This is a genomic window from Aeromonas hydrophila subsp. hydrophila ATCC 7966 (assembly GCF_000014805.1).
GTDB lineage: Bacteria > Pseudomonadota > Gammaproteobacteria > Enterobacterales > Aeromonadaceae > Aeromonas > Aeromonas hydrophila.
In genome coordinates, this window is sequence record NC_008570.1 from 1691310 (window position 1) to 1711383 (window position 20074).

General features: G+C 64.0%; 15 protein-coding genes and 2 tRNA genes. 9 read left to right on the forward strand and 8 right to left on the reverse strand.

The window, feature by feature from the left end:
- Nucleotides 1–5: 5 nt before the first annotated feature.
- From AHA_RS07790 to AHA_RS07800, 3 genes are read right to left on the reverse strand one after another with little or no spacing between them, the layout of a single operon-like run.
- Nucleotides 6–2174, reverse strand: a complete 2169-nt coding sequence (locus AHA_RS07790; protein ID WP_011705444.1) for an FAD-dependent oxidoreductase — start codon at nucleotides 2172–2174, stop codon at nucleotides 6–8.
- A complete protein-coding gene (locus AHA_RS07795) occupies nucleotides 2174–2755 on the reverse strand; it encodes a carboxymuconolactone decarboxylase family protein (protein ID WP_011705445.1) in 582 nt (193 codons plus the stop codon). Before AHA_RS07795 ends, AHA_RS07790 begins: the two co-directional genes overlap by 1 nt.
- A gap of 11 nt (nucleotides 2756–2766) precedes the next feature.
- Nucleotides 2767–3441 (reverse strand): DUF1499 domain-containing protein, encoded by a 675-nt coding sequence (locus AHA_RS07800; RefSeq protein ID WP_011705446.1) that lies wholly within the window; start codon nucleotides 3439–3441, stop codon nucleotides 2767–2769.
- A 51-nt stretch (nucleotides 3442–3492) separates the two neighbouring features.
- Here AHA_RS07800 and AHA_RS07805 point away from each other — a divergent pair, with 51 nt between their 5' ends.
- The gene (locus tag AHA_RS07805; RefSeq protein ID WP_011705447.1) at nucleotides 3493–4053 is read left to right on the forward strand and encodes a peptide-methionine (S)-S-oxide reductase; all 561 of its coding nucleotides are present in this window, start codon (nucleotides 3493–3495) and stop codon (nucleotides 4051–4053) included.
- Nucleotides 4054–4067: 14 nt separating this feature from the next.
- Here the strand turns inward: AHA_RS07805 and AHA_RS07810 are convergent, their stop codons facing one another.
- Together AHA_RS07810 and AHA_RS07815 are read right to left on the reverse strand one after the other, a co-directional pair.
- On the reverse strand, nucleotides 4068–4346 hold the full coding sequence (locus AHA_RS07810) for a peptidylprolyl isomerase (protein WP_011705448.1): 279 nt from the start codon (nucleotides 4344–4346) through the stop codon (nucleotides 4068–4070).
- A gap of 81 nt (nucleotides 4347–4427) precedes the next feature.
- Nucleotides 4428–4802: a hypothetical protein gene (locus tag AHA_RS07815; RefSeq protein WP_011705449.1), complete on the reverse strand. Its 375-nt coding sequence runs from the start codon at nucleotides 4800–4802 to the stop codon at nucleotides 4428–4430.
- Nucleotides 4803–5376: 574 nt separating this feature from the next.
- Here AHA_RS07815 and tamA point away from each other — a divergent pair.
- Together tamA and tamB are read left to right on the forward strand one after the other, a co-directional pair.
- Nucleotides 5377–7152 carry an autotransporter assembly complex protein TamA gene (tamA, locus tag AHA_RS07820; protein WP_011705450.1) on the forward strand — a complete coding sequence of 592 codons (1776 nt, stop codon included), beginning with the start codon at nucleotides 5377–5379 and terminating at the stop codon, nucleotides 7150–7152.
- 79 nt (nucleotides 7153–7231) lie between these two features.
- Nucleotides 7232–10987, forward strand: a complete 3756-nt coding sequence (gene tamB / locus AHA_RS07825) for an autotransporter assembly complex protein TamB (RefSeq protein WP_011705451.1) — start codon at nucleotides 7232–7234, stop codon at nucleotides 10985–10987.
- Between the two features lie 141 nt (nucleotides 10988–11128).
- Here the strand turns inward: tamB and AHA_RS07830 are convergent.
- Both AHA_RS07830 and AHA_RS07835 read right to left on the reverse strand, forming a co-directional pair.
- Nucleotides 11129–11213: transfer RNA gene (locus tag AHA_RS07830), tRNA-Tyr, on the reverse strand.
- Between the two features lie 51 nt (nucleotides 11214–11264).
- Nucleotides 11265–11349: transfer RNA gene (locus AHA_RS07835), tRNA-Tyr, on the reverse strand.
- Nucleotides 11350–11474: 125 nt separating this feature from the next.
- Between AHA_RS07835 and AHA_RS07840 the strand changes: the two genes are divergently transcribed.
- Complete coding sequence (locus tag AHA_RS07840) at nucleotides 11475–11990, forward strand: VC2046/SO_2500 family protein (RefSeq protein WP_011705452.1); 516 nt, start codon at nucleotides 11475–11477, stop codon at nucleotides 11988–11990.
- 81 nt (nucleotides 11991–12071) lie between these two features.
- On the opposite strand, the gene hpf is transcribed toward AHA_RS07840, so the two are convergent.
- A complete protein-coding gene (gene hpf / locus AHA_RS07845; RefSeq protein ID WP_011705453.1) occupies nucleotides 12072–12410 on the reverse strand; it encodes a ribosome hibernation-promoting factor, HPF/YfiA family in 339 nt (112 codons plus the stop codon).
- Nucleotides 12411–12781: 371 nt separating this feature from the next.
- On the opposite strand from hpf, the gene AHA_RS07850 reads away from it, so the two are divergent.
- The 5 genes from AHA_RS07850 (at nucleotide 12782) to yciA (ending at nucleotide 20073) form a co-directional block, all read left to right on the forward strand.
- Nucleotides 12782–15298 carry a putative bifunctional diguanylate cyclase/phosphodiesterase gene (locus tag AHA_RS07850; protein WP_011705454.1) on the forward strand — a complete coding sequence of 839 codons (2517 nt, stop codon included), beginning with the start codon at nucleotides 12782–12784 and terminating at the stop codon, nucleotides 15296–15298.
- A gap of 84 nt (nucleotides 15299–15382) precedes the next feature.
- A complete protein-coding gene (locus AHA_RS07855) occupies nucleotides 15383–17299 on the forward strand; it encodes a transglycosylase SLT domain-containing protein (protein ID WP_011705455.1) in 1917 nt (638 codons plus the stop codon).
- A gap of 179 nt (nucleotides 17300–17478) precedes the next feature.
- The gene (locus tag AHA_RS07860; RefSeq protein WP_011705456.1) at nucleotides 17479–18477 is read left to right on the forward strand and encodes a LacI family DNA-binding transcriptional regulator; all 999 of its coding nucleotides are present in this window, start codon (nucleotides 17479–17481) and stop codon (nucleotides 18475–18477) included.
- 258 nt (nucleotides 18478–18735) lie between these two features.
- Nucleotides 18736–19548, forward strand: coding sequence for an NAD-dependent epimerase/dehydratase family protein (locus AHA_RS07865; protein ID WP_011705457.1), 813 nt, complete (start codon nucleotides 18736–18738; stop codon nucleotides 19546–19548).
- 129 nt (nucleotides 19549–19677) lie between these two features.
- On the forward strand, nucleotides 19678–20073 hold the full coding sequence (gene yciA, locus AHA_RS07870) for an acyl-CoA thioester hydrolase YciA (protein WP_005299258.1): 396 nt from the start codon (nucleotides 19678–19680) through the stop codon (nucleotides 20071–20073).
- Nucleotide 20074: the final 1 nt, after the last annotated feature.

Genomic DNA, 20074 nt, shown 5'->3' on the forward strand with positions numbered 1-20074 from the left:
CCGGGTTACCTGGAGTTGGGTCTGGCGCCGCGGCGCCAGCGGTGATAACGGGTCAGCAGCGCCAGCAGGGTGGCGGGCTGACGGGCCCGTCGCCACTCGCCCGCCAGATACTTGTTCCCCTCCATCAGGGTGGGGTAGGCGTGGATGGTGGCGAGGATCTTGCCAAGGCCGAGGCGGTGGCGCATGGCGAGCACGAATTCGGCGATCCGCTCGCCGGCGTGAGTGCCCACCAGGGTGGCACCCAGGATCTGATCCTTGCCGGGCACGGTGAGCACCTCGATAAAGCCCTGACGCTCGCCGTCGGCGATGGCTCTGTCCAGCTCGGCCAGCTCGAAGCGGGTCAGCTCGAAGGGGATGCCCTGCGCCCTGGCCTCTTTCTGATTGAGGCCGACCCGGGCGATTTCTGGGGTGGTGTAGATGGCGGCCGGCATGACCCGATAGTCGGCCCGAAAGCGCTTGAACGGACTGAACAGGGCATTGACCGCGGCATACCAGCCCTGATGGGCGGCGGCATGGGTGAGCTGGTAAGGGCCCGCTACGTCCCCCACCGCCAGAATGCTGGGGTAGTTGGTGGTGAGGAAGCCATCGACCGCCACCGTGCCGCGTGGCGTCAGCTCCACCCCCAGCGCTTCGAGCCCGAAGCCGCTGACGTTGGCCACCCGGCCCAGCGCCAGCAGCAGCTGATCCCCTTCCACCACCTGCATTTCTTCGCCCCGGCACAGTTGCAGCCGGATGGGGAGATCCCCCGCGGCCGCTGGCAGATAGTCGGCTCGCTCGGCGCGCCAGCCGGTGAGCACCCGCACGCCATCGCGGGCCAGCTGTTCCGCCAGCAGCTCGGCCACTTCCCGTTCTTCACGGGGCAGCAGCTGATCCGAGAGTTCCACCAAGGTAACGGGCACCCCAAGCAGGGCAAAACTCTGGGCCAGCTCGCAGCCGATGGGGCCGCCGCCCAGCACCAGCAGCTGGCGCGGCGCGGTGCGCAGTTGCCAGAGGGTGTCGGAGGTGAGCCAGGGCACCTGCTCAAGGCCCGGCAGCGTGGGCACCAGCGGCCGGGCGCCGGTGGCGAGCACGATATGGCGGCTGGCAAGGCGTTGGCCGTTCACCTCCACCTCCCAGGGGGAGACAAGCTTTGCCTCCCCTTGGATGCACTCCACTCCGAGTCCTTCATAGCGTGCTACCGAGTCGTGGGGTTCGACCTCCTTGATGACGCGGGTGACCCGCTCCATCACGGCGGCGAAATCGGCGCTGGCTTGGCTTGGGCCAAAGCCCAGTTCACTGGCCCGGCGCTGCTCGGCGGCAAAGCGGGCACTTCGGATCAGCGCCTTGGAGGGGACGCAGCCGCTGTTGAGGCAATCGCCCCCCATCTTGTGCTTCTCGATGAGCGCTACCTTGGCCTTCACCGCCGCGGCGATATAGCTGGTCACCAGGCCGCCGGCCCCGGCGCCAATCACCAGCAGGTTGTAGTCATAGTGTGTCGGCTTGCGGTAGGGGGCGTGCAACCGATGCAGGGCGAGGCGCCGCTGCAGGCCCTTGAGCAGCACCGGCATCAGCCCGAGCAGGGTCAGCGCCACCATCAGACCGGGGGAGAGGATATTGCCGGTGCTGGTGAGGTTGGCGAGCTCGCTGCCCGCCAGCACGTAGACGAAGGTGCCGGGCAGCATGCCGAGCTGGCTCACCCAGTAGTAGGTACTGACTCTGATGGGAGTGAGCCCCATCAGCAGGTTGACCAGAAAGAAGGGGAAGATGGGGATGAGGCGCAGGCTCAGCAGATAAAGCGCCCCTTCCTTCTTCATGCCGGCTTGCAAGCTGGCCAGCTTGTCGCCAAAGCGCCGCTCGACCCAGTCGCGCAGCAGAAAGCGGGCGCTGAGAAAGGCCAGGGTGGCGCCAATGCTGCTGGCAAAGGAGACCAGCAGCAGCCCCCAGACAACGCCGAACACGGCGCTGCCAGCCAGGGTGAGCAGGCTGGCGCCAGGCAGGGAGAGGGCGGTACTCACCACATAGACGACGACGAACAGCAGGGCGGCGCTGACGAAATGGCGGTCGACCAGGGCGGCCAGCTCGGCCTGACGGGCCTGCAGCTGGGGCAGGCTCAGGTAGTGACCAAGGTCGAAGGCGAAAAAGGCGCCGATGAGGCAGCCCATCACCAGCACCAGCAGCAGGCGGGAGCCTTTCATCAGACGTCCTTGCTATCTGGCTGGGCTGGCCGTTCGGGCTGCACCGGCAGCTGGCAGAAGCCCTGCGGGGCGATATCGAGGGCGGCGTTGAACTTGGCCGACATGTTCTGGAAGGCGATGAGGCCGGTGAGCTCCACCATGGCGTCGTCGTCGAACCAGGGCTTGAGGCGGGCGGCCTGCTCATCGCTGACTCCATCCAGCCCGGTCATCGCCTCGGTGTAGTCGAGCACGGCCCGCTCCCGCTCGTCGAACAGCGGGCTTTCGCGCCAGTTGGCGAGCGCCTCCACCTTCTCGCTGGAGCCCGCCCGTTTGATGAGGGTCATGGCGTTGATGTCGACGCAAAAGCGGCACCAGTTGAGCTGGGAGACCCGCACCGTCACCAGGGAGCGCAGCACGGGGTCGATGGGGGAGCGCTTGCGGTTGATGACGCCATAGAGGGTGGCGACGGCGGCAAACAGGCGCGGCGAGCGGCCCCAGCACTTGCCCGGAATGAGCACCTGGCCGTAGTTGCGTTTTTGCAGCCAGAAAAAGGGGCGGATGAACCAGGCATATTCCCGATCGGGCTTGACCTCGACGCGCATGGATGACCTTCTTATTGCTTCAAGTTGGGTTTGTAGGCCTGACCCAGCCGCTCGTTGAGGCGGATCAGAAACTCCTCTATGCGGGCCCGGTTGGTGCCCAAGTCGCTCTGCCCCTGACGGGAGGCGGAGCGCATGTCGATGCGGGTCTCCTTGGGCCCGGCAAAGACCCGCAGCGCCACGTCATCCTGAAAACCGAACCAGCCGGTGGTGACCACTGCCTCGAGTCCTTCCGGGCTTGGCCGCACCTGCCAGCCGAGCTGTTCCATCAGGGCGTGGGCCTCGGTGATCACCTCGACCGGGGAGGCGCTGGTAAAGAGAGGACCGGGTTTACCCTCAAATGCTTTCAAGGGGGCCGGATTAATCGGCAGATCCTGCGCCGTTCTGAGCTCGCTGGCCCAGTGCAACTGGGGCGGGTTGTTGGGATCCGTGCTCACATCGTTGACCAGCGGCGTGCGCAGCGCCTGCACCACGAAGGCGAGGGGCAACAGCAGTGGGACGGCGCCCCAGCCATTGGCGCAGCGGTTGCGAGACCAGGGCAGGCGAGCCAGCAAGACGAGGGAGACGAGGGCCCCGAGCAGGCAGATGGCAAACCCCAGCCACCAGGGCCAGAGGTGAACACGGCTGCCGAGGGCGCCGGCGAGCGGCAGCAACCAGGCCAGAAGCGGCCACCACAAATATCTGGGCATAACGGGGATCCACTGGTTATGATGGACAAGTGCCCAGAAGGATAAACTTAATTGACTGATAACGTTAGTAAATTTATCTCAATCCTGCTGCTTTTCCCAAGCGTTCAGCTATGGGCGGACAGCGCCGTGCTGGCGGCGGGGGACATGTGGCGCGCCGAAGCCGTCTACGAGACCCTGCCCGGGGTCAGCCGGGTGGAGCCGGGCTACGTCAGCCAGCTGGCGGCAACGGGGTCGAGCTGGCGGGAAGTGCCACCGCGGCGCCAGGCGGTGCGCATCGACTATGACCCGGTCAAGGTGGGGTATGGCGATCTGCTCAACGTGTTCTGGCAGCTGGTGGATGGGCGCGATGGCGAGGGCCAGTATTGCAATCGGGGCCTGGCATTTGCGCCGGCCCTGTTGCCAAAGGATGACTATCAGTGGCGCTTGGCCCAGGTGAGCCTGACGCGCTGGCAGGCCTTGCACGGGCGGCCGAGCCGGGTTGCGCTCTGGCCGCAGAGCCGGTTCACGCCGGCGCCGGAGATGGAGGACTGGGCGGCGCGCCATCCCTGGCGTTTTGGCTTCTATGCCCGCCGCTGCGGTGGCTGGCCGGTGGAGCTGACCCCAGAACCCTGAACCGGGCCCTGAACTCAGTTGCGGTAGAGCACCTTGATAAGGTGGAAGCCGAACTTGGTGCGCACCGGGCCGAGCACGGTCAGCAGCTCGCCCTTGAACACGGCATCGTCAAACGCCTTGACCATGTCGCCCTTCGAAAACTCCCCCAGATCGCCGAAGCGCTTGCTGGAGGCGCAGGTGGAGAAGCGCTTGGCCATCTGGCCGAAGTCGGCTCCCTTGGCAATCTTCTCCTTGATCTCCAGACACTCTTTCTCGGTCTTGACCAGGATGTGCTGGGCACAGGCTTTTCTCATCGGGACGCTCCTTGGCGGTGGGCAAATCGGGGGCGCAAAGAGTACTCCAATTCCTGCCGCGCGTCAGCCGTCATGGCAAATTCAGCTGCGGACACGGGCAGCAAGCCTGGTTCTGGGCCGTGCCTGCCAGAGGATCTCCAGCCCGAGCAGGGCGTGCAGGCTCCAGATGGCCAGCGGATTGAGCCAGTTGCCCCCCAGTTGCAGGGTCGCCAGGGCGCTGCCCGCCAGCAGCAAGGTGATGCCCGGCAGGCGCCAGTGGGTCGGCAGCGGTGCCAGCATGGCCATGCCCAGCAGGATGGCGAGCCCGAACGGCAGGTTCAGCGCGGTGAAGGCCAGCGCCTGCTGGCCGTTCATGCCGGTCAGCAGGGCCAGCAGGGCGCTGCAACAGGCGAGAAAGGTGATGAATTCGAGTCTATCGGCGATGTAGTCCGCCATCTGTTCGCTGCGTGCGTGCATACGGTGTCTCCTCTGGTGGGATGCGTGCCTTGGTGCAATAAGCCCAGTGTGGGCGAGAAGTGAGCAGGGGGGCAGCGGGATAAATCGATTGGGTTGAACGAGGCTTTGATTGCGTGATGGCAACTGTTTGATCCTGCAAGATAAAATGCACTACCTCTGCGGGAGTGGGGCAAGGCGGGCGGCCCCGTGGCAGCCAGGATGCAGCTGGTGGGCCCGGCGAGAGAGGGAATTGCCGCTATCTTGACCAGTTGCCGACAGTTGATGTCGCGCCCATCGGCCAACAAGGGATGACGCGATACCGGGCCGGATGGGCCGCCAGGGGCCATCTGGCATGGCCGTGCTGGTCATGGATTGCCCTTTTTGGCCCGCAGTGGCATAAGTCAGCGGGGGAAAGTGTGAAAAATGCGCGGCCTGCGTGGGCAAAGGCTTCAATAATATGGCGAAATTCGGTGTCACCCCGCTCTGATGTCGGGCCGGGGATATGCTAGGATGAGGCGCGTTTGCGATCGAGTGAGCCTCATATTCGTTCTGAATATCGCATTATTTTAATCATGTTCTTCGGGGAAATTGACGTTTGACAGGATGCAATCCGCCCCTGCCTGCAGGGATCTCACCGCCCGCACGGGCCTTTCGTCGTGGGCTTCGCGCGCTGGGACTGAGCCTCTGTCTGCTGCTGTTCATCACGCCCGCCATGGCGGCCAAACTCACCTATCAGATCAAGGGACTGAAGGGGGAGAACAAGGACAACGTCGAGGCCTACCTCAATGCCCTGCCGGTCTATCAGGAGCGCCAGTACCGTCCGGCCCGCGCCAAGATCACCGAGAGCGTGCAAAAGGCGCTGCAGGTCTATGGCTACTATCAGCCCAAGATCACCCTGAGCCGCGACAAGAAGGCGCCCGCCAAAGTGATCATCGAGGTGGAGCCGGGCAAACCGGTCATCATCTCCCGTCTCGACATCCTGCTGGAAGGGGATGCCAGCAGCGACGAGCTCTACAGCGAGCTGTTGGACAAGCTGCCGCTGAAAGAGGGGGATCCCCTCAACCACGGTAAATACGAATCCATCAAGGCGGATCTGGGCAGTCTGGGGCTGGCCCGCGGCTACTTCGACGCCAAGATCAGCAAGAGCCAGGTCAAGGTGTTCCCGGATCAGGGCACTGCCGAGATCTACATCCTGTTTCGCTCCGGCCCGCGCTACCACTTCGGCGAGATCCACTACGACGCCACGCCGGAGGCGCTGCGCCTCATCCGCCCGCTCATCAACATCAAGAGCGGCGACCCCTATCTGGCGATCCGGCTGGCGGAGATGTCGCAGGATGTCTCCTCCACCAAGCTGTTCAAGCAGGTGGACATCAAGCCGCTCATCAGTCAGGCCGAGGGCAACCGGGTGCCGGTGCAGGTGACCCTCTCCAACCGGGTCGATCACGAGATTGAAACGGGTATCGGCTATGCCACCGACGTGGGGCCACGCATGAGCGCCACCTGGGAGAAGCCCTGGGTCAACCGCTATGGTCACCGGCTCAACGCCACCGCCAAGGTCTCCCAGCCCGAGGCCGAGCTCAGCTTCGACTACCAGATCCCGGTGGGCAACCCGCTGCGGGACTACTACTCGCTGCAGGCCGGTTATCAATACAAGGACAACAACGATACCCGCTCCGACCTGACCACCCTCAGCGTGCACCGCTGGAAGCGGCGGCCGGAGAGCTGGGACCGGGACGTGTTCATCCGGCTGGAGAACGAGATCTATACCCAGGGCGCCGACGAGGGCAACAGCTTGCTGCTGATCCCCGGCGTCTCCTGGTCGCGGCTGCGGGTGCGCGGCGGTCTGGTGCCCGACTGGGGCGATCGCCAACAGCTCACCCTGGAGTTCTCCGACCCCTATTGGGGCTCCGACATCAGCTTCGTGCGGGTGTGGGGGCGCAGCAAGTGGCTGCGCACCCTGGGGGAGGATCACCGCTTCCTGCTGCGGGCTGAACAGGGCGCCATCATAGGGGATAGCTTCTCGCTGGTGCCGCCCTCCCTGCGCTTCTTTACCGGTGGTGACCAGACGGTGCGCGGCTACGGCTACGAGACCATCTCGCCGCGCGGCAGCGACGGCAAGCTGCTGGGGGGCCGCTACGTGAGCGTCGCCAGTGCCGAGTACAACTACCGCTTCAGCGACAAGTGGCTGGGAGCCCTGTTCGTGGACAGCGGTACCGCCACGGTCGACTACAGCGAGGCCTGGAAGATAGGCACCGGGGTCGGCGTGCGCTGGGTCACCCCCATCGGTCAGGTCAGGCTCGATCTGGCGGTGGGCATTTCGGAGGAGGAGAAGCCGCTGCGACTCCACTTCGCGCTGGGGCCTGAACTATGATCCGGCCGCTTCCCACTCTTCTTCTCTTCTGTTCTCCTGACCGGCCGCTGCGGCTGCATCTTTCGCGGGGGTCTGTGCTGTGATCTGGGTAAAACGTATTTTTCTCTGGTTGATGGGGCTCATCTTTCTATTGCTCATCGGCGTCAGCCTGCTGGGCTTCACCCATCAGGGCAACAAGTGGCTGTGGCAGCAGGCCAGGGCCGCTCTGCCTTCCCTCAAGGGGGAACTGGTGGCGGGCCAGCTTGGCTATGGCTGGACCCTGGAGGGGGTCGGCTGGCAGGACGAGCTGGTGGACGTCACGGTGGATCGCGCCGTGCTGGACTGGGATCTGGGCAAGCTGCTGCAGGGCAAGCTCTGGATCAAATCCCTGAACGTCACCCACCCGGTGGTCAAGGTCGCCGACTCCGAGCCGACCCCGGAAGAGCCGTCAGAGCCCTTCGTCTGGCACCCGCTACCCCTGAAAATTCAGGTCGACAGCCTCCAGGTGGCGGATCTCGATGTGACGGTGCCCGGGGTGGGGGTGAGCCTCAAGTCTCTCGACATCGGCGCCACCCTCAGCCGCAAGGGGCTGATCGTGCAGGGGCCGGTGCTGGACGGCCTCAAGGTGACCCTGGCCGAGACGCAGGCCACCGAGGCTGCCAAACCAGCTGCCGCCAAGTCGCCGGTCACCGCCAAGGCGAAGCCGGCGGATGAGCGCAAGGCGCAGCAGGCAACCAAGGCGGCCCCCATCGAGCTGCCCGCCATCCGGCTGCCGTTCCCCATCCAGCTGGAAGGATTGCAGGTCACGGCGTTTCGCTATCAGCAAGGTGAATTGATTGAAGGGCTCGACAAGCTGCTGCTGTCGGCCAGTGCCGAGGGGAGCGACATCGCGCTGCGCGAGCTCTCCCTGCGCCATGCCATGGCGGATCTGGCGCTCAAGGGCAAGATCCAGCTCAAAGACGATTATCCGCTCGCCCTGACCCTGGATGCCAAGGCCCGCAAGGGGCTGCTGGATGGCGAACTGCAGGGGCAGCAGGCCAGCCTGACCCTCGGCGGTTCGGTGGGCAAGCTGGCATTGGCGCTGCAGGCCAAGGGGCCGGTGGCTGCCAACCTCAAGGGCTCTCTGGCGGCCCTCGACCCCGACTTGCCCTTTGATGCGGGGCTGGAGTGGAAGAGTCTGGGCTGGCCGCTGCACAAGCCTGCCAAAGATGAGCCCAGCTACCGGCTGGACAAGGGCAGTTTGAGTGCCAAGGGCAAGCTCTCCGGCTACCAGTTTGCCTTGAATACCGCCGGCAAGGGCACGGATGTGCCCCCCTTCAAGCTGGCGCTGACGGGCAAGGGGGATCTGACGCAGCTGAACCAGATCAACCTGCTGCTCAATGCCCTCAAGGGGGAGCTCAAGCTGGATGGCAAGCTCGCCTGGGACAAGGGGGTACGCTGGCAGGGCACCACGGAATTCAAGGGGATCAACCCGGCCGAGCTGGTGCCCGAGCTCAAGGGGGCGCTGGCGGGCAAGATTGCCAGCCGTTTCGAGCTCGATGAGGCTGGCCACTGGCAACTGCAACTGCCCGAGCTGAAGGTGGACGGCAAGCTCAACCAGTATCCGCTGGCCATCAAGGGCAGCGCGAGCGGCAACGACAAGATGGAGTGGACCATCCCGGCGCTGGCGCTGCAAAGCGGCCCCAACCAGCTGCAGGCCAAGGGCAGCCTGAGCCAGCAGGCGTGGAAACTGGATGCGGATCTCAATGCCCCCAACCTGGCGGGGCTCTACCCCGGCCTCAAGGGGGACATCAAGGGGCAGGTGCGCCTGACCGGCAATCAGCAAGCGCCGCGGGTCACTACCGAGCTGGCTGCCAGCCGCCTCTATTATGCCGGCACCGATCTGAAGGGGATCGCCATCAAGGGCAATGCCCTGGTCGGTGACAAGCCGGCAGGGGAAGTGGCCCTGACGGTGGCCAGCCTGGTACAGGGGGCGACCAGCCTCAGCCAGCTGGCGCTCAACCTGAGCGGCGATCTCAACCAGCACGCCCTGTCGCTCACCATGAAGGGCGACCCGGTGGCGGCCAACCTCAAGCTGAGCGGCGGTCTGCGCGGGGATCGCTGGCGCGGTGCCCTCAGCGAGCTCAAGTTGAAGACGCCGCTGCGGCGCTGGGAGCTGAGCGCGCCATGGGCCTTCGGCCTCGACCTGCCGCGTCAGCGGCTGACCATGGGGGATCTCTGCCTCGGTTCCCAGGGGGCCAGCCTCTGCGTCAAGGGCAGCCAGGTATCGGCCCAGCAGGGCAGCCTGGAGTTTGCCCTCAACCAGTTTGACCTCAAGCGCCTGCGGCCCTGGCTGCCGGACAACTTCCGCTGGCAGGCGGTGCTCTCCGCCGACGGGCGGGCCAGCTGGCGCGGCAATCAGCCGACCCTGCACGCCACCGTGCGCACCACGCCGGGCACCTTCGTGGCCGACGAGCTCAAGACCGACTACCAGCGCCTCGAGCTCGGGGTGGACTTCGAGCGCCAGCAGGCGGCGATCCGGCTCGACTTTGCCTCCGAGCAGATCGGCAACATCGACACCAAGCTCTATATCCGGGATCCGTCCGGTCGCGGCAATCTCTCCGGCCAGCTCAAGTTTGACGACCTCAAGCTGACCACCTTCGCCCCGCTCATCCCCGAGGTGCGCTCCCTGCAAGGGGTCATCTCGGCCGATGCCCGCTTCGACGGTACCCTGGCCTCGCCGCTGCTGTTTGGTCAGCTCAACCTGCTGGATGGGGAAGTGCAGACCCACTCCGACATGGTGACCCTCTCCAAGCTGGTGACCCGCCTCAAGATTGAAGGCAACCGGGCCGAGCTGGACGGCACCATGCTGGTGGGCAAGGGGCCGCTGGCACTGGGGGGCTGGCTGAGCTGGGCACAGCTGCCGGTCACCGGCAGCCTCACCATCCAGGGCAAGGAGCTGGAAGCCCAGTATCCGGGCATGGGCCGGGTGCGGGTCTCCCCGGACATCGCCATCTCGCTGGGGGAGGAGACCCGGATCACCGGTCAGGTCGACATCCCCTGGGCGCGGATCCTGGTCAAGAGCCTGCCCGAGAGTGCGGTGGCGGTGTCGGACGACGTGACCGTGGTCTACGACGATCTGCCGCCGGTGCCCAAGGCGGCGCCGCTGCCGATGGCGATCAAGCTGGCCATCCGGCTGGGTGACGACGTGCGGCTGGAGGCGATGGGGCTCAAGACCAAGGTGGGGGGCGGCATCAACATCCGCCAGGATCCCTCGCGGCCGCTGGCGGGCAACGGCCAGCTGGTGCTCAACGATGGGCGCTTCAAGGCCTATGGCCAGAACCTCATCATCAAGGATGGCCGCATCCTCTTCTCCGGCCCCCTCGATCAGCCGTTCCTCAACATAGAGGCGTATCGGGATCCCGATACCATCGAGGACAAGGTGACGGTAGGGGTGCGGGTGACCGGGCCGGCCAGCAAGCCCAAGATCACCGTCTACTCGGAGCCGCAGCTGGCCCAGTCCGAGCAGCTCTCCTACTTGCTGCGCGGCAAGGGGCTGCAGACCAGCGGCGAGGATGGGGGCTTCAACGGCCTGCTGGTGGCCGGTGCCGTCAGCCAGGCCAACGGCGTGGTCTCCAGTCTGGGGGAATCCCTCGGCATGAGCGACGTGGCCCTCGACACCGCCGGCAGTGGCGACAACACCCAGGTGACCCTGTCGGCCTACCTGCTACCGGGGCTGCAGTTCCAGTACGGGGTCGGGGTGTTCAGCCCCATCGCCGAGTTCAAGCTGCGCTACGAGCTGATGCCCAGGCTCTACCTGCAGGCCATGAGCGGGGTGGCCCAGGCGGTGGATATCTTCTATCGCTTCACCCTGTAGCGGGCAGGAAGAGACAAAAACGGGAGGCACAAGCCTCCCGTTTTTATTGGTGGCATTGATGCGGCTGACGCTGATGTTGATGAACAGAGAGGGGATGCTGAAAAGCGAAAACCCGGCGCGAGGCCGGGTTTTCTTGAATGATGGTGGAGGGAGAAGGATTCGAACCTTCGAAGGCAGAGCCGTCAGATTTACAGTCTGATCCCTTTGGCCGCTCGGGAACCCCTCCACGGAGTATTGCCAATTTTGTTCACGACGGGCACCGTGACTGCACTTGAAATGGTGGAGGGAGAAGGATTCGAACCTTCGAAGGCAGAGCCGTCAGATTTACAGTCTGATCCCTTTGGCCACTCGGGAACCCCTCCACAAGTGCGAGGCGCATACTAACAGATCTACCGGGGTTGTGAACCCCTTGGCGGGATTTTTCCTGCTTAAAGGATCGGATTTGCGGCCGATAAAGGATGAAACCACCGTTTCCAAGAGTTATCTCATGCTACCCAGCGCCATTCGTGAGCAGTGGCTGGTGGACGAGGCCCAACTGGGGCAACGTCTCAACCAGGATCTCCAGCACGGAGACAGGGCTGACTTTCGCCTGCATCTGGCCCTGCTGACCGATGCGGTGGAAGAGCAGCCCTGGTTCGATCCCAGGCAGCCAGCAAAGGCTGAGAGCCGGGTCTGGCGCAGCCGCTTTGAGCTGCCTCCAGCCACGCCCTTGCAGGGCAGTGCAAATGATGAAGAGGCCGCTTTGCTCAACGAGCGGCTGCAACAGGGAGGCTCCATGGTGGATGTGCGGCTCTGGTTGGCGCTGCGCTCACCGCCGCTGCTCGGCGCCCCGCCTGCGCTGGAGCCCGCCGTCTATGACAACCTCTCGCCGCTGGGACGGGAGCGCTGGCAGGGCAAGCTGGCGGATCAGCCCAGACGCGACGATCCCCTGCTGATGCTGCCGATCCTCGATACGCTCAAGGCGGGGGTGGATGCTAGGCTGCACTGGTTAAGTGGTTGCTGAAGGCGACAAACGTCGGCATTCGGGCAGCAAAAAGGCGGGGAGATCCCGCCTTTGTCGTTGTTGGCTGTGCCGTGGCGCAGTTTATGCGTCGGCTTCATCCTCTTGCGGCACTTCCTTGCCAGCCGCTGCGGCGCGACGGGCGATGGGTTTTTCGGTGTGGCGGTTGAGCTGGCGTTCCAGCTTTTGCCCCAGTTCGGTGATGGCGGCGTACAAGTCCTCATGTTCTGCCTGGGCAAACAGCTTGCCGTTGGGGATGCCAGCAGTGGCTTCAACGATGAACATCAGACGCTCTTTGGAGACAATCACATGGGGTGTGATAAGAGGCACCTGAAGACGCTCGAGCTTGTCAAAACGGGATTCAATGCGCTCGCGGATAGCCGGGGTGATGTCGATGATTTTGCTGGTAATTTCGATTTTCATATTGGCCCCCTTCGGGTCGTCTTGCTTGTGTCTTCACCTTCAGATTACTCATGGCTGAACATTAAAATGTGATCTGTGTCACGAACTGTGGCCTTGCTTCCGAGGGGAGGAATAAATTGTGATCTTTTCCCGTTCTGCACCAAAAAGCGCTTGAGCTCCACGAAACTGGCAGGCAGTATGGAGAAACTTGGATCGTTTCTGTCCCTTCGTGGCAGCGCCGCATGTCGACCTCATGTCCGGTTTTCACCGCTTAGTCTCGCATCTTTTGCACTTTCTCCCCGCACCGCCCTTGCCGACGTGCGCGCTGTGAATGTGGGCGCTGCCAAGTCGTCAGGGACTTGAACGTGGTTGTTGTGGTGTTGGAGTAGTACATGAAACAGCAGGCCACTCAGATGATGTGGTTTTATGATCGGCAACACGCCCAGTGGAGTCTGTCCGATCATGCCTCCTACCAGCTCTGGCAAGGAGAGGGGCCTCACCCCTGGTTCGGGCAATTGGCGGCAGATGACGAGGCCGGCTTTGCCGACTTTCTCGCCAGACTTTACCACTCACAGCAACCGGCCCAGTTCATCGGTCACCTCTGCGAGGAGGGGGGCGAGGTGCGCCATGTGCTCTGGAGCGGCCAGTACGTGCCAGCCCAGCAGATGTGCTGCGGCTGGATTGCGCCGCTCGACACCACCCGCAGCACCCAGCTGCCTGCCGATCTCTCCCAGCAGCTGCCGCTGCTGCAAGACCCCTTGTTGACCCAGCTGGCGCAGGCGCTCTCTGCCCGGACCGGGCTCGATTTCTTCAATACCCTGGTCAACCAGCTCGCCCACATCCTGGTGGCGGACGCGGTCTGGCTGGCGGAGCGCACCGGCAGCGGACGGCTCAAGGTGCTGGCCTGCCACGGCATCGACCTCAAGGAGTACGAACTCGACGGCATGCCCTGCCAGCAGGTCTATCTGGCGGGGGAGGCCTGCGTAATTCCGCTGGCGAACGCTCTGCCCTCCTGTACCGGTTTCAAGGCGGGGCAGGGTTACTACGGCCTGCCGCTGTGTGATCGCAACGGCCAGATCCTGGGCCACCTGGCGCTGCTTTTCTCCGATCAGAGCGCGATCCCCAATCTGGGTTCGGTGCTGACCACCTTCTCCATGCGGATGGTGGCGGAGCTGGAGCGGCTGCAGAGCGATGCCCAGCTGCGCCTGTCGGCCGTGGCGTTTGAAACCCATGAGGGGATCATCATCACCGATCCCGATTTCAAGATTTTGCGGGTCAACCACGCCTTCAGCCAGATCACGGGTTTTGACAGCCAGCGGGTGATCGGCCTGCATCTGGGCAACGATCTCTGGTGCGGTTTGGGGGGGCTTGGCTACGAGCTCGGCACCCTGAGCCGCTGGCAGGGGGAGACCCAACGGCTGCACGCGGATGGCTACCCTTATCCGCAGTGGGAGATCGTCACCCCGGTGCAGGATGACAGGGGGGAGATCAGCCACTTCGTCATCTGTTTCGAGGATATCTCCGAGCGCAAGGAGGCCGAGCGCCGCATCCAGGATCTCGCCTATTACGACGAGCTGACCGGCCTGCCCAACCGCCGCCAGCTGCACGAAACCCTGGCCCACGCCTTTGGCGAGGCGAGTCGCGACTATCTGATCGGCGCCCTGCTGTTCATCGATCTGGATCACTTCAAGACCATCAACGACTCTCTCGGCCACGCCACCGGCGACTGGCTGCTCAAGGAGGTCGCCAGTCGACTCAAACGGCTGGTACGGCAGGGGGATTGTCTGGCGCGGCTCGGCGGCGACGAGTTCGTGCTGCTGCTGCCCTCGCTCTCGGCGAGTCCCCCCCAGGCGGAGATGCAGGCCGACCTCATCGCCGAGCGGCTCATCAGCGAGATTGCGGCTCCCTACAACCACGCGGGCCAGGTGCTGCATATCGGCGCCAGCGTCGGCATCACCCTCTTCCCCGGCCGGGAGCAGGGGGTGGACGATCTGCTCAAGCAGGCGGACACCGCCATGTATCAGGCCAAGTCGGCTGGTCGCAAGACCCGGCGCTTCTTCGATGCCTCCATGCAGTTGCAGGCGGATCGCCGGCTGCTCATTCACAACGAGCTGCGTAGCGCCCTTAACCAGCAGGAGCTGACCCTCTACTACCAGCCTCAGCACATGGTGGAGGGGGGAGACATCATCGGCGTCGAGGCGCTTATCCGCTGGCAGCCGCCAGGCCGGGCTCTGGTGTCGCCCGCCGAGTTCATTCCCATCGCCGAGGAGACGGACCTTATCGTCGACATCGGCAACTGGGTATTGTACGAGGCCTGTGCCCAGTACGTGCGCTGGGAGGAGAACGGCATCCACATCCCGCAGCTGTCGGTGAACGTCAGTGCCAAGCAGTTTCACGCCACCGATTTCGTCGACCGGATCCACGACGTGCTGGCCTCCACCGGCATGGATCCCGCCAGCCTGAATCTGGAGATCACCGAATCCGTGGTGCTGGGGCACGCGGAAGACACCATCAGCAAGATGAGCGAGCTCAAGGCGCTCGGCATCAGTTTTGCCATCGATGACTTCGGCGCCGGTTACTCCTCCCTGAGCTACCTCAAGCGGTTGCCGGCGGACGAGCTCAAGATCGATCGCTCCTTCATCCAGGATATCCCGCGCGATGGCGACAACATGGCCATCGTCGAGGCGGTGATCGCCATGGCACGCCACATGGGCTTCAACGTGACGGCGGAAGGGGTGGAATCGCGCCAGCAGCTGGAGTTTCTGCAGGCCCAGGGCTGCCACTTCTACCAGGGCTACCTGGCTTCCAAGCCGCTGCCGGTGCCCTATCTGGAGCGCTACGTGCAGCGCCTTGCCCGCAGCGAAAGCCCGCTGGCCGGGGGTAAAAATAGTCTCGCCGGCGAGCTGTAGCCCCTCGGGTTAACGGGTAGAATGAGGGAATATGACACCACCGCCAACGGGCGGTGGCATTGCCTCTCAATGGAGACGTCTCTCGTGAAAGCCGTGCAGGGAATCATTTTATCGGCGCTGTGCGTGCCGGGGCTGCTGACGCAGGTTGCGGCGCAGACTCTGGAACAATCTCTCTATCGCCAGGCTTATGACGCGGTGCGGGCCGACGATCAGGCCCGTTTTCAGCAAATTCGCGCCCGTTTGACCCATTATCCGCTGCTGCCCTATCTCGATTACTACCAGCTGGCCTTTCGGCCCGGGGCGGCGGAGTATGACGACGTGACCCGCTTCATCCGCGAGCACGGTGACACCCCCCAATCCAACCGGCTGGAGCGCAGCTACCTCACCTATCTGGCCCAGAGCCAGCAGTGGTCCCAGTTCCTGCGCTTCTATCCGGCCAAGCCGAACTCCACCGATCTGCTCTGCATGCACTATCAGGCGCGCTACTACACCGGCCAGCAGAGCCAGGCACTGCAGGAGGCGGGCAAGCTCTGGCTGAGCGGCCAGTCCCGCCCCGATGCCTGCGATCCCCTGTTCCAGCTCTGGCAGCAGGCTGGTTTGCGCACCCAGGAGAAGATCTGGACCCGCATGACCTTGGCCTTCGAGGCGGAGAACCCGAACCTTATCCGCCACCTCGGCGCTCAGCTTGGCAGCGGCATGAAGGCGTACGGGGATCAGATGATTACCCTGTTCGAGCAGCCCGCCAAGGCGATGAACACGGCCTATTTCACTACCGCCGCCCCCTCCAAAAAGTTGCTGCTGCTGGGACTGGCCCGCTATGCCAACCAGCAGCCGGAAGTAGTGCTGGGGCAGCTCGGCTATCTGCGCTCGCGTTTCGCGCTGAGCGCCGCCGAGCTCAAACCGGTGGAGCGGGCGGTGGCCAGACGGCTGCTGCTGGATCGCTCAACCGCCCAGCGCAACTGGCTGGATGCTACCGTAGTGCGCCAGGCCGACCCGGATCTGTTGGAGCTGCGGGCCCGGCTCGCCATCTGGGAGCAGGACTGGAAAGGGCTCTCCGGCTGGGTCAAGCGGATGCCCATGGCCCTGCAGAAGGAGGATCGCTGGCGCTACTGGCTGGCGCGCTCGCTGGAGGTGCAGGGCCAGCAGAAACCGGCGCGGGATCTCTATCTGGAAACCGCCAATCTGCGCGGCTTCTATGGTTTCATGGCAGCGCAGCGCAGCGGCGTGCCCTATCGGATGAAGAATCAGAGCGTGGCGAAGAAGGTGCCGGACTGGCGCACCGCCAGCCGCCGCTGGCCCTTCCTGCTGCGGGTACGCGAGTTGCTCGACATGAACGAGATCACGGCGGCGCGGGCGGAGTGGATCCACAACATGGATCGCAATCCGGTGGCCCAGCGCCTCGAGTTCGGCCACATCGCCCTCAACCAGGGCTGGCATGAACTGGCCATTCTGGCCAGCATCCGGGCCGAGGCCTGGGATGCCCTCGATTTGCGCTTCCCGCTGCCGCTCAAGCACACCTTCTCCCAGATGGCGCAGGAGCGGACCATGAACACCAGCCTGCTCTACGCCATCTCCCGGCAGGAGAGTGCGCTCTACCCGCTGGCACAATCGCCGGTCGGGGCGAGGGGGCTGATGCAGCTGATGCCGACCACCGCCAAGGAGACGGCCAGCAAGCTGGGGGTGCCCTATCGCAACGAGCAGCAGCTGTTTGATCCCGCCATGAACATCCGCCTTGGCAGCGCCTATCTCAAGCGGCTGCTGGATGTGTACGACGGCAACCGGATCCTGGCGGCGGCGGCCTACAACGCCGGCCCCGGCCGGGTCAAACGCTGGCGCGATCAGAGTGCGGACAAGCCGATGGATGTCTGGGTCGAGAGCATCCCCTACAAGGAGACGCGCAACTATGTGCAGAACGTGCTGTCGTTCGATCTTATCTATCAGCACAAGCTGCAGCAGCCGCTGCGCTTCATGTCCGATCGCGAGCTGAGTCACGCTTATTGAGACGGCTGCCGCCCTGGCGGCAGCCGGATTCCCATTCCCTCCCCAAAATGGTTATTATCCCATAAGGTTTTGTTACAAAAGGAAACCTGCCAGGTGATCGGGCGCCATCTCTTGGTCTGGCAGGTTCGTTATAATCGCCCGTTCAACACAGACAGGCTCCCCCAACAAAGGAATTGATAGTGGCAACGATTAAAGACGTTTCCCGGTTGGCTAATGTGTCCATTTCAACTGTGTCGCGAGTCATCAACAACACGGCGCAGGTGGCACCAGAAAAGCGTGAGGCCGTCATGGCGGCCATGAAGGAACTCAATTTTCGTCCCAACAGCTTTGCCCAGGCGCTGGTCAGCAAGCGCTCCAACTGCATCGGTGTGCTGGTGGGGGATCTGTGTGGTGGCCCCTTCTTCGCCCAGATGATGCGCGGCATCGAGAGCGTGGTGGACAAGGCGGACAAGTTCACCATCGTCATGTCCGGCAACCACGACGAGGTGCGCGAGCGCCACGCCATCCAGGCGCTGCTGCAGCGCCAGTGCGATGCGCTGATCCTGCACAGCAAGGCGCTGCCTGACGAGGAGCTGAGCGAGCTGGTGGCGGGCAGCACCCCGGTGGTCTTCATCAACCGCCAGGTGCCGGGCGCCGAAGATCGCTGCGTCTGGCTGGACAACCAGGCCGGCATCACCACCGCCTGCCAGCACCTGCTGGATGCGGGCCATCGCAAGATTGCCTTCGTCACTTCGGACGATGCAGAGTTCGTCGATGGCCAGCAGCGGATGGCGGGGTATCATCACGCCCTGCAGCGGGCCGGCATCGCTCTTGATCCTGCCCTCATCGGCCGCGCCTTTGCCGACGAGAACGGCGGTTACGTGGCGATGGGCGAGCTGCTGGATCGGGGGGTTGAGTTTACCGCCGTGCTTGGTTTCAACGACGCCATGGTGGCGGGGGCCATCTCCTGTCTGCTGGAGCGGGGATACAAGATCCCGCAGCAGATCTCGGTGGTGGGTTTCGACGACATTCCCTATGCCCGCTACATCTATCCCAAGCTCACCACGGTGCGCTACCCCATCGAGGAGATGGGCGGCCGGGCTGCCGAGCTGGCGCTGAGCCTGCTGGATCACAAGCCGGCCGAGGGGCTGGAGCTCAAGTTCGAGGCCGAGCTGGTCAGACGGGAATCCGTCGCCTGAGTGGCCGACATTGGCCCTGAATGGGCCAATGTCGCTCCCCTGTTTTGCGGAAAAATTGAAAGCGTTTTCAGAAATCCTTTTCAACTGTGATCCGCTTCAAAGCTTTTTGGACTGCCTGCCACTAGCATAGGCCCCACGAATTAGGAGCCTGCGCTCCCGATTTTCCCGCTGTGGGAGGTAACTGGTTAATCCAGCTATTTCCTTCGTTACTTTCGACGGTCATCATGGATGGCCGTTTTTTTTTGCCAGGATTTTGTCATGACAACAGAGAGTGAATACCAGACGGGGATCGTGGGCGCTGGCTGGCTGGGGTTGCCGCTGGCCCGGGCGCTGCAGGCCGAGGGCCGCCAGGTGGCGGTGACGGTCAGCTCGGCCCAGAAAGCCGCACAGCTGACGGCAGAAGGGCTGCAGGCTTGGCCGCTGCAACTGGGCACCGGGCTGACCGCACTGCCGTTTCGCTGCCGCGAGCTGGTGATCTGCGTGCCGCCGAGCAAGGTCGAGGATTACCCGGCCGCCATCGGGCGGGTGGCCGAGCTGGCGCTGGCCGCCGGCGTGCAGCGGCTGCTGTTCGTGAGTGCCACCTCGGTCTGGGCGCCGGGGCAGGGGGAGGATGAACAACCCATGCCTGCCCACGAGCGCGGGATGCGGATGCTGGCCGCCGAGCAGGCGGCGATGGGGGCCGGCATTCCCTGTGCCATGGTGCTGCGCCCGGCCGGGCTGTACGGGCCACAGCGCCATCCCGGCCGCTTCCTGGCGGGCAAAACCCTGGAGGGGGGCGGTCAGGCGGTGAACCTGGTGCATCTGGATGACGTGGTGGCCGCTTGTCAGCTGCTGCTGGCGCAGGGAAAGGATGGCGATGCCTACAACCTGAGTGCGCCGGTACACCCGCGCCGGGAGCAGTTCTACCCCTTTGCCGCACGTCAGCTGGGCCTGCCGGCCCCGGTCTTCATCGAGCCGGCCGGCCGGTTTCTCCCCGTCGAGGGGCTGCGCATCTGCGAGCAGCTCGGCTTTGTCTATCGCTGGCCCGACCCGGCGCACTGGTTTGCCGAGCTGGCGGCCCGGGGTCACTGAGCATCCCGCCCGGTGCTATATAGTGGGGCACAGGTGGCACCAATGGTGTGGCGCGGCGGGCAATTGAGGTTTGCCAAGGGGGGGCTCGCCCCCTATCATGCCGCCATCCATATAGAGAGAGCGGTACAGATGGTAGATACAAGACGTCACCCCGATGGGGAACTGTTGCTGAGAACCCTGGCAATGCCAGCCGATACCAACCCGAATGGCGATATCTTCGGGGGCTGGATCATGTCCCAGATGGATATAGGTGGGGGCATCATGGCCAAGGAGCTGGCAAAAGGACGTATTTGTACCGTATCCGTCGAGGGCATGACCTTTCACAGCCCGGTCAAGGTGGGCGACGTGGTGTGTTGCTACGGGCGCTGCCTGAAGATCGGTCGCAGTTCCATGCGGCTGAAGCTGGAGGTGTGGGTCAAGCCGGTGCTGCGTGAAAACGAGGCCCAGCGCTACTGCGTGACCGAAGGGATCTTCACCTATGTCGCCATCGACGAACAGGGAAAATCCCGTCCGGTACCAGTCTGAT